Raw genomic sequence first — 16,255 nt, 5'->3', positions numbered from 1 at the left:
CGCCACGCGCCATCCATGGCGCGGGGCGGCTAAACCGGCATCCCTGCCGGTTTACCCCCCAAATCACTATCGAATTCCGGCCAGCGTGGTTAACGGGGCGCCTAAGATCAAGATCAAAAGCAAGATCAAGAGCAGCTCGCTTCGCATCGTGGTGACCGTTGGGGCTACACAACAGTGTGAATGGAGCTGACCCCCCCCTGTTGTATCGCGAGCTGTTGCTATTGCTCTGTTTTTGATTTTGATTTTGATCTTAGGCGCCCCGTCAACCACGCTGGCCGAATGCAGGTTTGAATCCGTGGGTAACCCGGCAGGACGCCGGGTTAGCCGTCCTGGGCCAGGGATGGCCCATGACGGCGGCCCACGGATTCAAGCCTGCGTTCGGGCATGCCGAGCCTAGGCGAGGCACCGAGTGGTGGGGCAAGACCTTTTGGTTACTTTTGGGGCGTTTGCCAAAAGTGACCCGCTGTAAGAGCGGAACCATAGGCAGCCGTTACCGCAGCAACGGATATGTACTCATTCCAACTCCAACAAATGGTCGACCCAAAGGCCGCCATCGGGAGCAAGTCGAATCGTCGCACCCACAGTTTTAACCGAGTCTCCCCCACCATACCGGTCGGCTAATAAGAAGCTCGCCACCCTTCTGCTTGCGCAAAAAAATGGGGCGATCACTGATCGCCCCGAACGGTACATCGAGAGGTCCTTCTGAAACGCTACAAACTGATCTGCTTACGCTCCTCATCCGTCAACCGCGCCCGCGCCTGCTCACTCAGCGGCCCCGCGCCCAGCACCTGCACCGGGCTGTCGGGGTTGTAGCCCGAGGTTTTCCGAGGTTCCGGTTCACGCGACAGCGGCTCGGTGCCCAGGCTCAGCACCTCCACGGTCATGATCGACGGCCGGCCCTGTTTGGCCGCCGCCTGCTGGCTGCGCGCCGCGTCTTCTGCGGCCTGGGACGCCGCCGCCCCCGCTGCGCTGGCCGAGCTCATGGCGCCGGTGTTGACGGTGGCCGACACCGGCACCCCGGACGACTTGCCCTGGGTCTGGATGTTCGCCGCGTTCACCACCCGCAGGGCGGCGATGTTGACGTTACCCGACACCCGAATCCCCGCCTCGCCCGCATCGATGGTGCCCATCGGCGCGATCAGGTCGATATCCCCCGCCGGCACTTCCGGGATCGGGTTGAGCGTGGCGATCCCCGCACCGGTGCTCGGTACCGACGGCGACAGGCTCACGTTGCCCCAGTTGTCATAGACGCGCTTGGGCGGCGTGTACACCACGGTGGTCTTGGAGCCACGACCGGCGTTGATGTCGCCCTCGCTGGTCCAGGCCATGATCGAGCCGCCGAAGGTGGTCATGATGCGGCTCTGGCCAAGCAGGATGCTGCCCAGGGAGTACAGTTGGATATCTCCAGCGCCCTGGGTGATCACCCCAGCCGTGGACGGCGGTGCGGCGCCTTCGATGCCGAACGTCTGGCGGCCACCCGGCGTGAGCATCTGGATCGAGCCACCGAAGTTGGTGTGCACGCCCGCGCCGCCGAACATCGTGATGTCGCCTTTGTAGGTGATCGGGTTGCCGGCCACGTCGGTCTCGGGGAACAACCGGGCAATCGCGGCACGACCACGCACATAGCTGCCCTGGCGCACACTGCCGTCCTGGTTGTACTCACGGCCGGCGGCCTTGAGTTCGGCAAAGTACACGTCGCGGGCGAAGATCCGTTGTTGTTCAGCGGGCAGTGCGGCGTAGTAGGTCCGCGCCTGTTCGCTGTCGCCGGCGAAGCCGAAGCGTTCGGTGAGCCAGGTAACCAGCTCGTTTTCGTAAGTCTTGGCCACCTTGGCGCCTTGCAAGGATTCACCCGCTTGCGCCAGGTTGGCGGGGTTCAGGTAGGCCTCGACGAAGCGGCGGTAATCCGGGCCATTGGGGCCCATGCCGGCTTGCATGACGATGCTTGCGCCAGGGCGGCTGTCGCCCGCCGCCACAGCACCCAGGCTGTTCACCGCGACTTTGTCTTCCATCTGGATGTTGCGCCCCGCCGTCAGTTCCAGGGTACCGGGGCCGGCAACGTTAAAGCTGCTGTAGAGGATGTCGCGGCCAGCGCTGGCGATGGAGATATCGGTGGGGCTGTTGTGCACGAACAGGTTGCCGGTAAAGGTGTATTGCCCCGTATCCGTGACACCTGCGCTGGCACCGCTCAAGCGCGTGCCGCTGCCGACAATATCGCGTCCGGCTTGCATCCATACCGGGCCTGCGCCTTCGTAAAAGGTTTGCCCGAACCGAGCGTCACCCACCCCCGTGATCGTGAGGGCGCGCCCACTATTGACGCCCAGCAGGTCCCCGTTCAGCGCATAGAAACGCGCGGGCTCCAGGGCATCACCCCAAGCCATGCTGGCGGTGTTGGGGCCAAAGGCAAACAGCGGGGAAACCGTCAAGGTTGCAATGTTGCCATCGCTGGAAAGATTGCCACTGCCCACTATTGCCGTTTTTTGATCCGTCAGGAAACCGGCGAAGGCCGGACGCAGAATAGTCGCCAGGCTATTGGGTGCTGCACTGGAGCGGCTGATCGTCAGATCGCCGCCGGAGATCGAATCCCCGGCCAGCAATTCCAGTTGTCCATTGGACGAAGGTGCGAGTACCAACGCCCTGAGCGGCTGCACGGTGCCAGGATTACTGGTCGAGGCGCTGCCGTAATAGAGACTGCCGTTAGCCGCAACCGCACGCAATGTCGCGGGATAGACCGCCGCCATATCGGTTTCCAGGGTCTGGGTCAGCGGCGTGAGGTTGCCCCCGGCAGAGAACAGGTCCACTGCTGTGCGGTCGGTCCACAAGCTGAACCAGCTTTGTCCGATCCCGTTGACCCCCTTATTGACGAAGGTCAAGGCGTTCATCTGCGGCGCGCGCCCAGGGTCGGCGACGTCCTGCAACACCAGGTCGCCACGGGTGGACAGGCCGAAAGTGGCGTCGCCCGGCAATAGGCTCAAACCACCCGAGGCCATGGCCGAAGTGGAACGCAAAGGATCGTAGGCGCGCACTTCGCTGGGGCTCTGGTCTGTGAACCGGTTGCCATAACGCAGCGTCAGGCTGCCCAGGGCGCCACCGGTCAATTGCACGTGCCCACGCAGGTTCACCAGCGCACCATTGAGGTGGTCTGCGAAGGTCTGGCTGGCGGGGTTAACCGCTCCGCCGACCCGCAGGTTCAGATCACCGCCACCCGTCAGTTGCACACTGCCATCGGCCCCGACCCGACCGGTGCTGCCGACTGCCAGTACCAGGCCTTGGCTACGGCGACTGACGTTCAGAGCTGTTGAAGAGACAGGGCTGATGAGTCCTGCATCGCCACCCACATCAACATTCAGGTTGCCGCCTCCCAGGGTGCCAAACCCGGTGAACCCGACCATCTGGTCCGAGCGGTCGCTGGCGACGTAGGAACCAAAGTTGATCCACCAGGCGGTGGCTTGCGCCTGGCTGCCACTGAGGCCGTTGCCCTGACGCCACAGCCAGTTGCCGACGTTGGCGGAATCCTGGCCTTGGTCGCTGGGTACCGGACGACCAACGCCATTCTGCGCCGGGCTGGTGATATTGCCCGTCAGGTTGCCGCCCACTTTAAGCAGCAAGTTGCCGCCAGTGTCCGGATACCAGGCACGGTACAGGCTGCCCGTTCCCCCATCGACCAGCTTCTCGTTGCCCCCCGCGTTACCCAGCACCTTGTTGTTGCTGCCCACGGCGCGCTTGAGGTTATAAGGATCGTTGGCCGAGGTGCCGGTGGACGAACTGCCCGCGGTATAGACCCCGAACAGCGACTCCATGCTCAGGTTGCCGGCGGCCAGCAGGTCAAGGTCTGCAGCGCCGGTGCGGATTACGCTGAAGCGAGTGCTGCCACCCACCAGCAGCGTGTAGTCCTCACCACTGGTAACGCAGTAGTCCGGGAGATCGTCACATATACCCGGGTATTGTATTGCGTCGAAATCAACCGGTTGGCCCACCATGCTTTCATCGCCGAACCACTCCTTAGAGCCCTCCTCGGTCCAGACCTGGGTTCCTTTCCCGAACGTCCCATAGTGACTGTCCGCCAAGCGCAGATTGCCGCTTACCGGATGCGGTTGCAGCAGGCGACTGTCGGCTGCCTCGGTGTCGGCCCCCGCAACCAGGCGAATCGACCACGACTGCGCACCCTCCTCCAGCATGGGAGCAATTGCCCAGTTCTTGCCTGGATGGCCGGCGTCACGCAACGTCACCGACTCCACGCCGCCCGGCAGCTTCACGTCTGTCCCCGACGGCAACAGGGCGCCCCGGGGCAGCGCTTGGCTGGCGGTCAGCGTCACCTTGGTGGCCAATGGCACGCCCTTGGGCCAGATCAAGCCGTCGACACTGGCTGACGTGCTCAACAGGCTGCCGGCATCCAGGACACTGCCGATGGCGAGGGTCTGGCTCTGAGTCAGCAACGTGCCCGCCGCGAACAGCACATTGCCCGAGGCATCCCGAACAGCCGCCGCCAACACCGTACCCGCCGGGAGTACCAACGGTTGTTTGAGCGTAGCCGCGACGGGCAATCGGGTGCCCGCCGGCAGAAACAGGGGGTTGGTCAGTACATCGAAATTAAGCGCAGCGCCCGCAGGGAACACAGTGCCCATCTCCAGGGTCACGCCGCTGCCCGGTACCACCACGGTGCCGCCGGTGTAGTCGATACCGGCGCGCAGCACCCAGCCATTGTCATCGTCGGTGGGCGGTGGCGCGGCAAAACCGTCGTTGATGCTGCCATAGATATTCAGGTCGCCACCGGCGCGCAGGGTCAGGCTGCCGGACTCGGTCTTGGCCGTTGATTTGAGGCTGGCGTAGCGATAGCTGGAGAGGTCCAGATCGCCCTGCACCACCAGGTCGCCGTCCGGGGTTTTGCTGATGATTTCCACACCGGGGCGCAGGTGGAAAACATCGCCGTAGGTGGCGTTGTTCAAGCCGGCGAGCTTTTGCAGCAAGTTGTTGTTAACGCGCGCGGCATTGATGAAATCCTTATTGGATGGATCGACGACTTTCTTGAGGTAGTCCTGATCAATAACTTGGTAGGGGCGCCCGTTGGGGGTTTCGTCAGTTTTGGTCGGGGCATCGTCGTAGGTTCTCATGCCATTGAGGGCGATCGAACGCGCGCCTTGGATAGTCAACTGCCCACTGGCGTCAATGGCGATGTCATCGCCGCCCACGCGCGGCGCATTGAGCTCCAGCGTGCCACGGTTGCGCCCGTCATTGCCGGTCGCGGCCTCGGTGCCATGGCGCAGGTCGATGCGCGCGCCATTGGCCAGGGTCAACTGGCCTTGGCCAGAGCTGAGGACCACGATGGCGCGGTTGGGCGAGTCGATGATCTTGCCGTAGCTGTCCACGCGTAATTGCGTGCCATGGGCGTCCAGCACGGCGCTGCCGTCGAGGGTCAGGCCGTTTTTCGCGGCCAGGTTGATGCTGCCCACGCGCTCACCGCTGGCATCTACCAGGCCGGTCACGCGCAGGCTGCCGTTGTCGATCGAGACGTTGACGTTGTTGGCCTTGACGTCGTTGCCGATGGTCAGGTCGCCCTGCTTGAGCTGGAAGCTGCGCGCACCATAGACCTGGCCCTGATTGAGGCGCTGGTTGAGCGCGGCGAACTGGTCGCTCAGGGTGCCACTGGCAGCCAGCCGCTGGGCCTGGATTTCAACCGAACCGGCCAGGTACGGCACCAGCGTGCCGCCAGCATCGTAGTAACCGCTGCTGCCGGCGACGATTTTGCCCGACAGGTCGACGATGCCCGCCGCGCCGTCCACGGCCACTGCGCGCAACCGGCCCGCCTGGTTGTGCTGCGCCGACAGGTCGATGGTCGAACCGGCCGCCTGCAGCACATTACCTGCGCGGCTTTCCAGCAGCACTTCACCTCCCGCGCTGTACTTGGTCAGGTCGTTGAAGGGGATGGCACGGCCTGCCACATCAATCGATGCGACGTCGGTCAGCACCACATCGCCACGGGCACCCAAGGTCACCTTGCCGCTGGGCAGTACCACGGCACTGGCCAGGCGCAGGCTGTCGCCCTGCAACGACAACTCGCCGCCGATACCGTCCACCTTGCCCACCGTGCCCTGCGAAGCGCTCACATCAATTGCACCACCAGCGGTAATACGGTTGACCGAACCGGCCTCACCGGTCATCAGCGGCGTGAGGATATTCAGGTTGCCGCCGCTGTAGGCAAAGCCCTTGATCGCATCAAACGCGCCCTGGCTCTGGTACACCGAGAGACTGCCCTTGTGGTTGGCGGTGATGCGCTCACTGGCATTGAGGTTGACGTTGGTAAAGCCCAGGGCGAGGCGGTCGAAGGTATTGGTCGTGCTCGGCTGGGCAAAATCCCCATAGCCGAATTCGATACGCTCGGCATTGATGTCCAGGCGCCCGCTGCCGCTGCCGGCACCGCCGGTCACCGCCGCCACAGGCGGCGCGACGGCACCTTGCCAGATCAGATTGGCGGTGTGGATAGTCGCCACGTCGTTCAAGCCGCCAGAGCCGTAGATCGCCGGCGTGGACAGCATCAGGTTGCTCAGTAACGACTTGCCGGTCACGGCGTCATAAGTGTCCAGGGTGGTGGTGCCGTAGAAGTTAAAGCTGTCACGCGCCGACAGTTGCAGGGTTTCCAGGGCCGGGGCGCCGAATTGGGTGTCGCCGCGCAGCAGGCGCTCCAGCACTTGCTGGTTGAGGGTCATGCCCACCGGCAGGCGATTGTTGGCGGCTGCAGCGGCCAAGGCTTCGGGGCTGCCGACGTTGATGCTGGACACGCCCAGGTTCAGGTGGCGAGTGCCATAGCGCACCTCATCGCCCATCTGCAGGGTGCTGTCGGTCAAGGTAACGATGCTGCCTTCGGAATACAGGGCTGTCTGGCCGCTGCAGGGCGCGCTGTCGCACACGCCTAACTGGATGCCTCCACTGATGAGTCCACCCAATGACGGCGCGGCAATTACGTTGAGCAAACCGTTGGACACCGCCAGCACATTGCTCAGGTTGTAGATAAAACCGTCACGTGCGTCGTAGCTGGCCTTGCCCTGGCCTATCGTGTTGATCGAGGCGCCTTGTTCGAGCGTAATTTTTCCGGTGGAGGTCACCAGTAATACCTCCGGTGCCGCCAGTTTCGCGCCGTCGCGCAGGATGATGGAACTGATGATGCTGCTGGGGAGGTTGATGTAGTTGCCACCCTGGCCGTACGTGACATAGGTCATTCCACCGATCAGCAGGCGAGCCGCGCCCATTGCATTCAGGCTGTCCGCATCCACCGTAATGCCTTTGAAATTGGCGGTAGCCGCGTTGCCTGCCGCGACAATTTCGATGTCCCTTCCCAAGCTGCCCTTTTCTTCGTTTATCAGCGATACGGTACCGCCGTAACCGCCGTCAGCGGCCTCGAAGCGGCCGATCCCCTGGAACGAAAAGGCATCCGCACCTGCGCCTGGCCGCAGGGCCAGTTGCAGGGTCTTGGCATCCACCGGCAGCAGTGCCCGAGGTACACCAAGCCTGGTGGCGTCGGCCACAGCGAACTGTGCGTAGCCGGTTTCGTTGTATTGGGAGTAACGACGCAACCTATCGGCCGACGTGAGAATTACCTGGCTGGCCGTACTGTTGCTGATCCCGGTATTGGCGATGGACAAGCGCCCTGCCGTGGCCCATGAGCCATTGCGCAACGCCTGGGTCACACCGTCGGTGCCCAACCCGGCCAGGCCGTTGATCTCGAGCCGGAAAGCCCCAGGCATCAACGCATAGGTGGACGGCATCAGGGTATAGGTGCCGGCCGCCAGGCCCGGCACGCCGGCGCCGATTGTGATCTGCTGGCCGATCAACGGATCGACCGCGCCACCTTCCGGCGCCACCGGGGCATAGCCCGGTTGCACGCCCGGCACAATCGCATAGATCGGGTTGGTGCTCAGACCCGGCAGTACAAACCCGCCGTTCGCACCGAACTGTACCAATGGGTTGTAACGTGCATCGGTAGAGCCCCCGCGCCCGGAAATAAATCCGGCGCCGAGCAGTTCGCCACCGCCGGACAGATCCACCGTCGCCTGCGGCAGCACCGTCAACTGCTGGCCACCGAGAATCACCCCAACGTTCAGGCTGCCCGCACTGTTGCCGCCACCCTGGCCGATAAACGTCACTGTCTTGCCGTTGTACTTGTAGATCTGGCCATCCACGGTACCGCCGTAAGGCAATACCAGGCCCTTGCCACTCACCGAAGTGAGGCTGCCCGGCAGCAGTTGCACGTTGGTAGAGCCCAGGTTGCCAATCTCGATCAGCCCCAGTGGCGCACGCACCACCCCGCCCTGCTTGATGGTGGGCCCGCCCAATTGCAGACGACCAAAGGCCGAGTAAGGCATGGCGGCATTGCTATTGGCGGTGCGTGCAATGGTCAGGGTGCGTGTCGGATCGTAATTGAAGCCTGTGTCATTGCTGGCAGCATTATTCAGATAGCCCGCCAGTACCCGGGCGCCGACCTCAGTCGCCGGATACAACTGCGCCGCGCGCAGGGTCATGTCACCACTGGTCACTAATTGCGTGCTGATGCCCTGGGCAATCACATCTGCCCCCGCCCCCGCCAGGAAGCGCAAGTCGCCCTGGCTGGTCAGTTGCACATCATCAAACCCCCGCCGTTCGAGGCTGGCCTGGCTGTTGTCGGGCCGCAACAGATAGCTCTTGTTGCCGAACACCACATTGCCACGCACGTCGATCAGGTTGGCGTTGGCGTTGAACTGCGCCGTCGTGGCCAGCGCGGAGGGATTGGGCAACACCGGCACCGCGCGGGTATAGGCTTCCTTGCCGGATTCTGCCGGCGCGAGGATGCCGGCCAACAGCAGGTATGGCGCCGACAGGTTGACCCGCGAACTGGCCGCCGCGTTTTCACTGAGGTTATAGCTGCCACCGTACAGGCGCAGGCTCTGGCCCATGTTCAACGACACGTCACCGTCGAAACTCAGCAAGCCGTTGCTGAGCAGCGCCAGGTTGTCAAAGCCGCCGGCGCTGACCTGGTCCACGCCGAGGCGGCCATGGCCGTACTCGAGGCTGGAAGTCGGGCTGGCTTGATGGGTCTGGCTGAGCACCAGTTCACGCACCTTGAGCACACTGTCGTTGACGCCGGCCTTGAGGTAATACGGGCTTTCCAGGGCCAGGGCCAGGCTACCGCCCGCAGCACCTGCGCCACCCGCGCGGGCAACAAAGCTGCCGTCCAGGTACAGGCCGTTGTTCGACGCAAAGCTGATGCTGCCGCCATTGCTGGCCATCGGCACGCGGCCCTGGCCGGGAACATCCAGCATCGCCTGGGCACCGGACGCGTCCAGGCGCGCGCCGTCGCGCACCACCACAAACAGGTCACTGGCCTTGGCGATGCCGGTGGCCAGGTTGATATCGCCGCCGATGCTGATGGTGCCACCATTGCGCACCTGGCCGTAGACATTGCCACGGTTGCTCACCGCCGTGACCGCACGCGACGCCACGTCGATCAGCGCGTTTTCACCCACCCAGATCGAACGGCTATGGCCGGCGGCGTTGGCCGCTTCCGAGCCCGTCGCCGTCAGGCCGCCCAGGCTGACGCTGCCGCCCCAGGCGTTGAGGCTGCCGTTCATGGTCAACTGGCCGACGCTGCGCAGGTTGATGGCCTGGCCCGGGTCGACAGTGATCACCGCGCCCTGCCCCACGCTCAAGGCCGTGGTGGCCAGTTCAGCCGCCGTGGAATTCAGATTGCCGGCGGTCAAGGTCAGGCTAGCGCCACGGCGCTGGGTCAGTACGCCTTTGGCGGCGTCTTCCTGGTACAGCGCCGGCGTCCAGCGTTCAAGGGCGGTGGCCGGGTCGCTGCCCGTGGCAGCGGCCGAGGTCTGCTCGCCAATACGGTAGACCGGCGTCGTGACTTCGACCTGGGTACCGTCCGTGACCAGCAGCCCTTCATTGCCGGTGATGTCATAGGCCGAGAAGCCCTTGTTGAAAAAATCCCCCGCCAGTTGCACGGTGCCAACATCGGGCGCCGTGGCGCTGTCGCCGATCTGTACTTTGCGCGCCTGCAACGCCAGGGTGCCGCCACCGCTCACGCCATAACCGCGAATCTCGCCGTCCAAACCCAGGGTACCGAGAGACGCCAAGGTCACGTCGCCGCCCTTGCCACCGTTGAGCTTGCCATCCAAGCCGAGGGTGCCACCGGAGGAAGTGTCCACCACGCTGCCGGCCGCCAGGTTCACACCGCCAGTGCTGCGCAGCGACACCTTGCCGCCGTTCACATAGGCCAAGCCGCTGCTGTTGGCCGGATCCAGCAGCAGATTGTTCCAGCGCCCGGTGGCATCCAGCGTGACCCCGCTGGCCACGTTCAGCGTGCCGCTGCCGTTGCCGTTGAGGATGCTGTCGCCCACCGCACCGCCTTTAAGCGGGTCGACCTGGCTGAGGATATTGCCCGCGTTGAGGCTGCCGCCGTGGGCCGTGAGGTGGGCGTTGATGTCGACCCTTGGCCCGAACAGGGTGATATCGCCGCCATCGGCCACCTTGAGCGCTCCGTTGACGGTGACCTGCTGCTTGGCCGCGACCTTGATCGCGCCCAACTGATAGCCATTGAGTTGGTCGCTGTCGAGTACCATCTTGCCCTGGCGGTCCGCGGGCAGCGCGGTGGTGAGGTCCAGGCCATCGGCGATTTTTTGCGTACCGCCCTCGATCAACACCTCGTCCGCGTTTGCGCCCAAGGCATAGCGCAGGGTGCCGGTGGTCTTGTTGTAGATAGGCGTGTAGCCGCCAATGATCAATTGCGCGCGCTGGGCCATGGCCTTCTGCGACTGCTGGTAACCGTCGAGGTTGATGTTCGGCGCCTGGGTCTGGCGATCGCCCTGGAACACGTCACTGATCACCTGGCCCTCGAGCACCGCACTGGTGGTACCGATCACCAGCTTGCCGGCATCGCGGCCCACCGTGTAACCGCTCTCATAACGACGCTGCTTGGCGATCATCGGGTTGTAGTAGTAATCGGTCTGGCCCCAGCGCTTGCTGGTGTCTTCATACCCCTTGTAGAACCCGGAATAGAGAATGTCGCCCGGCGCGTTGGACAGCTCATACAAGCGCCCATCCGGGCCCTTGAGCCAGGTCTGCTGGATATAACCGGCCTGCACATCCACGGTGCCGCCCGACAGGTTGATCTGCGCGTCCTTCTGGGTCACCACGTCCTTGCCGGTAAACGTCACGGTACCGCCCTGGGCCATCCACTCGCCCACCGAGTGGCCTTGGGTGCCCAGGTAGCCGCCCACTTCCAGCAAGCCGCCAGCGGTGTACCAGCGATCCGTCGCATAGCCGTTGGTGCCTGCGGGCACAAACACCAGCTCGCGCAGGTCGACCCACACATCGTTATTGATCAACTGCCCATCGTCACGGTTGACCGGTGCGTCGCGCTGCTCGTTGCCCTGTACGTTGATCTTGATGTTGTTGGATTCCATCGACACCTTGACACCGACCGCCCCGGAGACATCGATCATCGCCCCGTCGCGTACCAGGCTGCGCCCGGTGGCACTGACCGCGACCTGCCCACCGGTAGCCAGGGTGATCGAGCCTTTCTGGAAGTCCACCGTGCCGCCGCTGACGATCTCGATGCGTGATTGGTCGGTGCGGTCGGCCACGGCGCTGAGGTTGTTGAACTGGCCGGTGATCAGGTTGGCGGGCGTGCCGTCGAGCTTGATCAGGCCGTTGTCCTTCTGGCCGTTGAGCGCGGTGCTGCCGCTGCTGTCGAGCAGGATCGCGGTGGTGCTGCCCTCCCCAAGGGTCACGCTGCCGGTGGTGTCGGTAGCGGAATTCAGCAAATGGATGGTGCCACGGGTGTCCACTGACGTGCTGGCCAAGGCCACGCCATTTTGCTGCACCTGGTGCCCGGTCAGGGTGATGTCACCGGTGGACGCCATGATCAGGCCCGTGTTGCTGACCTTGCCTGCGCTGCTGCCGGCCTTGAGGCCGGTGGCCACTTCATTGCCACGGGTGGTGGAGCGGTCATTGCCGGTGGTGCCGACACCCTTGCGGATGTAAAAGCTGTCGCCGGCGGCCAGGGTGGTCTGGCCCTTGGCGGTAGTGAGGGTACCGGCGTTTTCCACTTCCGAGCCCAGCAGCAAGGCATAGCCGCCGGCGTCGGTGGAGGTGGCGGGGTTGTGGGTCTGGATCAATGCGCCGCGCTGCACCTCGACCTTGCCGGCCGCGTCAGTGAAGGTCGGCTGGGTGCCGGTGGCGTCCACGTAGATACCGCGCTGGGTGAACTGCTCATCGGTGATGTTCGCCGCCGCCGCCACCAGATTGCGCACGTTGACCTGGCTGGTGCCACTGAACACCACGCCGTTGCGGTTCACGATCATCACCGTACCGGCGCCGTTGATCTGGCCCTGGATTTCGCTCGGGCGCGCATTCGGGTCGTTGACGCGGTTGAGCACGGCCCAGCTCGACTGCTGCTGGAAGTCGACGCTGGTGTTGCGCCCGACGTTGAAGGTTTCCCAATTGAGGATGGCCTTGTCGGCGGTCTGTTCGATGGTCACCGTGGTCTTGCCGCCGGCCTGGGTCTGCACCGGGCCCTTGGCGTTGGTCCAGCCCTGGGTCAGGCTGTTATCCACCTGCAGGCCACCTTTGCCGAGGCCGTCTGGAATCGTCGAGACTTGGCCAAACGCCGCCTGACGCCCCGCCGCTTGTGCTGCCTGCTGTGCCGCAATCGCCGCGACGCTGGTGTTCAAAGTGCTGATGGAACGCGCCAACTGCTGGTTGACCCGCGCCTGCTGGTTCAGCGAAGGAATCCCCTGCACCTGCCCGGCACTGATCCGCGCCGCCGTCGCCGCCTGGGTCGCACCTTTATCGGCAAACCAGCTGGAACTGAACGCCGTGGCCGCATGGGCATTGCCCGCCACCATCAACAAGGCGATGGCCTGGGCCAGGGGCTTGAGGCGCAGCACAGTTTCTTGGGCTTTCAGGTTAACCGGCGATTTGCAGCGGACCATCGGGGATCTTCCTTCTTTGTTATCACGCAGGGAGCAAGACAGGCTCACGTATGAGGGTTAGGCGGTTGGCGAGGGACGGGACTGAACTTCTGTCACGCAAAGTTCATATAGGGCTGTTAACGGCTCGAAAAACCGCACAAACGCAAAAATCAGCAACGGCACAGGCCGTTGCTGATCAGGTGGTGCAGGTCGTTGAAAGCGAGGGTTACAGCGGGCGACCGATACCGTTGCAGACGTTGGTGTTGCCGATGCTCAGGGCGTTGCTCGCGGTCAGGAAGCTGGCGCGAACGGTGGCTTTCCAAGCGGTTGGCAGCGGAACGAAAGCGTTGGCGGTGATGGCTGCATCGTTGTTATTGGAGGCGCCGTAGTGCTTGGTGAAGAAATCACGCACTTGGCTGGTCTGGGTGGCATCGGCGTAGCACTGGCTGAAGATCAGGTTGGTAAAGCCCAGGATCGGGTAGCCCGAGGTTGGGTAAGGCTGTACACCGGCGGTGTTGTCCGGACCGAAGACTGGAACCCAGGCGTCCGGGTTGGAACGATCAGCGGCAGCCGGTACCGGTACTGCGCCGATGGCGGCAGACACGTTGGCGGCGGCAGGCGAAACGCCCTGGGTGTTGGTGGCGACGTTTTTGCCCACGCGAGCCACTTTGGTGGCGTCGTCCAGGCCGGCCAATGTCGGGGCGGCGAAGTCCGGGCTCATGTAGGTGATGCGACCATCGCCGGCGGCCAGGGCAGTCATTACACCTTGGCTGCCAGTAGCAGCAACGGCGCCGGCAGGCAAGCCACCGGAGAAACTGGTGCCGAAGGTGGTGGTGACGGCGAAGTTGCCTGTTTCTGCGTTGCACTTGGCATTCAGGAAACGGGTGAACAGCTCAGTGGTGCCACTGCTTTCGCTGCGATAAACCACAACGATCGGACCGGTACGGCCAGAACCGGAAATCCCGTCCCAGGTATTGATACGGCCCGAGAACACGCCGCACAACTCTTGAACGCTCAGGTCTACAGCGGCGGAACCGCTTTTATTGAAAGGAATGGCAACCGAAGTCCCCACCGATGGCACCTGGATCAACTTGCCCCAGGTCGGTTGCTTGGCAGAGGCGTAGGTCGACAACTCAGTGGCGCTCAGCTTGGAGTCGCTGCCGGCCCAGTGCACGTTCTTGTTCGTCACGCCCGCCTGGAACTTGGTGTAGTCATTGTTCAGGAAGGCTGCCTTGCCGTTGCCGCTGCCGACACCGATGTACTGGGCGAAACCGGCCGTCAGCACGCCGGAGGTCTGGTACAGCGCTTGTGGCAGGGTGGCACCGCCGCCGTTGATGTCAGCCATTGCAGCCTGTGCCGAGCACAGTGCGGCGAGGGTCATGGATACCGCGAGAACGTTGCGCTTAAACATGAAGAATCTCCTTTCGTCGTGTTTGTACGTTGGGGTAGATGGCTCTTGCATGACGCCATGGCTTCGGTCCCAGGCCGTGTCTCGGGGGTGGCGAGGGGTGAGGCCATGGGTAGGAAATTTCGCAGTTTCCGATGACAGCAAAAGGAAAAAACCTCGGGAGGAAGGGCTTGATTTTTAAAAAGATTCTCGGGTGTTTTGGTCATGGTTTTGAGCGGTTTGGCGGCAGGTGACAGCGAGGTTTCAGCGTGGGTTTAGTCAAGGCGGCGCGGGCTGTGGCGCAGGGCCTGGATGTGACGGAATGAGGAACCCGAGGTTGGGAGCCGGCGATATCGGCCTGCCCCAAAACCAGCCTCAGCAGAGTTTCTGATACACCGCATTCTGCTTTACTGGGGCTGCTTCGCAGCACGGCGCGGGGCAAGCCCGCTCACCACAGAGGAACTCACCCGTCTCTGAAAGTTGTGTAAATATCCATGGCTATCAGGGTGTAGCCCCCTCCCACATTGGTTTTTTGGTGTGTTCAGGTCACCAGTTGGTTGATCTCGATGATCGGCAACAGCACCGCCATCACAATCACCAACACCACCGCGCCCATCACTACGATCATCAACGGTTCCAGCAACGCGGTCATGCCCATGGCCCGCCGTTCGATATCCCGCGACAAGGTCTGCGCCGCCCGCTCCAGCATCGGTGGCAGCGAGCCGGTTTTTTCGCCACTGGCGATCAGGTGGATCAGCACCGGCGGGAAGACTTTTTCCACCGCCAGTGCCGGGGCCAGGTTGACGCCCTCACGCACCTTGGCCGTGGCATCGTTGACGCATTGGCTCAGGCGCTCATTGGAGAGGGTTTGCCGCGCCGCTTCCAGGGCCCGCAGCAACGGCACCCCGGCACCGCCGAGAATCGCCAGGGTCGAGGCAAAGCGCGCGGTGTTCAGGCCCAGCACAAAGCGCCCGATCAGCGGCAGGCGCAGCACGCGGCTGTGCCAGTTCAAGCGCGCCACCGGGTTACGCAGGTACAGGCGCCAGCCCCAGAACCCACCGACAATCCCGCCGAAACACAGCCAGCCCCACGCGCGGATAAAGTCGCTGGCGTTGAGCATCGCCAATGTCAGCCCGGGCAGATCCTGGCGCGCCTGGGAAAACGCGCTGACCACCTGGGGCACCACGTAGCTGAGCAAAAAAATCACGATGCCGATGGACACCAGCCCGACCACACCGGGGTAGATAAAGGCGGTGAGGATCTTGCCGCGCAGGTTGTTGCGCTCCTCGATGTAGTCGGCCAGGCGTTCCATCACCTGGGCCAGGTCACCGGACTCCTCCCCCGCCGCGATCAGTGCGCGGTAGATCGACGGAAAGTCCCGTGGCCGTGCCGCCAAGGCATCCGCCAGACGCATGCCGCCGCGTACATCGGCACGCACGGCGGCCAGGGTCTGGGCGATGTGTTTTTTCTCCGCCTGTTCCACCGTGGCGCTTAATGCCGCCTCCAGGGGCAGGCTGGCGCCGAGCAGGCTCGCCAGTTGCCGCGTGGCCCAGGCCAGGTCGTTGTCCGACAGCTTGGCGCTGAACAGGCTGCTGCCGGCGGCGCTTTGCTGACCGCCCTCGACCTGCACCAGCAGCGCGGTCAGGCCACGGCTGCGCAGCACGGCAAATGCCCCGCTCTGGCTGTCGGCCTCCAGGTGCCCGGCCTCGACTTTGCCGCTGGCATCGGCGGCTTCATAGCGATAGCGGTTCATCAGGCGTCCCGTGTCACGCGCAGGATTTCTTCGGGCGCGGTGGCGCCGCTGCGCACCCAGCGCTCGCCGTCTTCACGCATGCTGAACATCCCCGCACGCCGCGCCGCCACGCGCAGATCCTGCTCGCCGGCGCCCTGGTGGATCAGGCTGCGCACCTCGTCGTCGACGCAA

3 protein-coding genes and 1 pseudogene are annotated in these 16,255 nt (G+C 63.7%); all 4 read right to left on the bottom strand.

Going from position 1 to position 16,255, the window contains the following annotated elements; all coding sequences use genetic code 11:
• Window positions 1–710 precede the first annotated feature (710 nt).
• Window positions 711–12,965, bottom strand: coding sequence for a filamentous hemagglutinin family protein (locus tag F6S08_RS12010; RefSeq protein WP_315871639.1), 12,255 nt, complete (start codon window positions 12,963–12,965; stop codon window positions 711–713).
• Between the two features lie 205 nt (window positions 12,966–13,170).
• Window positions 13,171–14,355: a substrate-binding domain-containing protein gene (locus F6S08_RS12005; protein WP_027607538.1), complete on the bottom strand. Its 1,185-nt coding sequence runs from the start codon at window positions 14,353–14,355 to the stop codon at window positions 13,171–13,173.
• A gap of 517 nt (window positions 14,356–14,872) precedes the next feature.
• Entirely contained in the window at window positions 14,873–16,084 is a 1,212-nt protein-coding gene (gene gspF, locus F6S08_RS12000) for a type II secretion system inner membrane protein GspF (RefSeq protein WP_027607539.1), read from the bottom strand.
• Window positions 16,084–16,255 (bottom strand): annotated as a pseudogene (locus F6S08_RS11995) (type II secretion system protein GspE); the annotation flags it as partial. The pseudogene F6S08_RS11995 and the gene gspF, both read right to left, overlap by 1 nt.

The organism is Pseudomonas sp. JV449, from assembly GCF_032424295.1.
GTDB lineage: Bacteria > Pseudomonadota > Gammaproteobacteria > Pseudomonadales > Pseudomonadaceae > Aquipseudomonas > Aquipseudomonas marginalis.
The sequence above is the reverse complement of the archived record's forward strand: the minus strand, read 5'-3'. Positions and strand labels throughout refer to the sequence as shown.

Bases quoted from the DNA above. Each gene is read 5' to 3' on its own strand.
- F6S08_RS12005 (WP_027607538.1), bottom strand. From the start codon at position 14,355: ATGTTTAAGCGCAACGTTCTCGCGGTATCCATGACCCTCGCCGCACTG.
- F6S08_RS12010 (WP_315871639.1), bottom strand. From the start codon at position 12,965: ATGGTCCGCTGCAAATCGCCGGTTAACCTGAAAGCCCAAGAAACTGTG.
- gspF (WP_027607539.1), bottom strand. From the start codon at position 16,084: ATGAACCGCTATCGCTATGAAGCCGCCGATGCCAGCGGCAAAGTCGAG.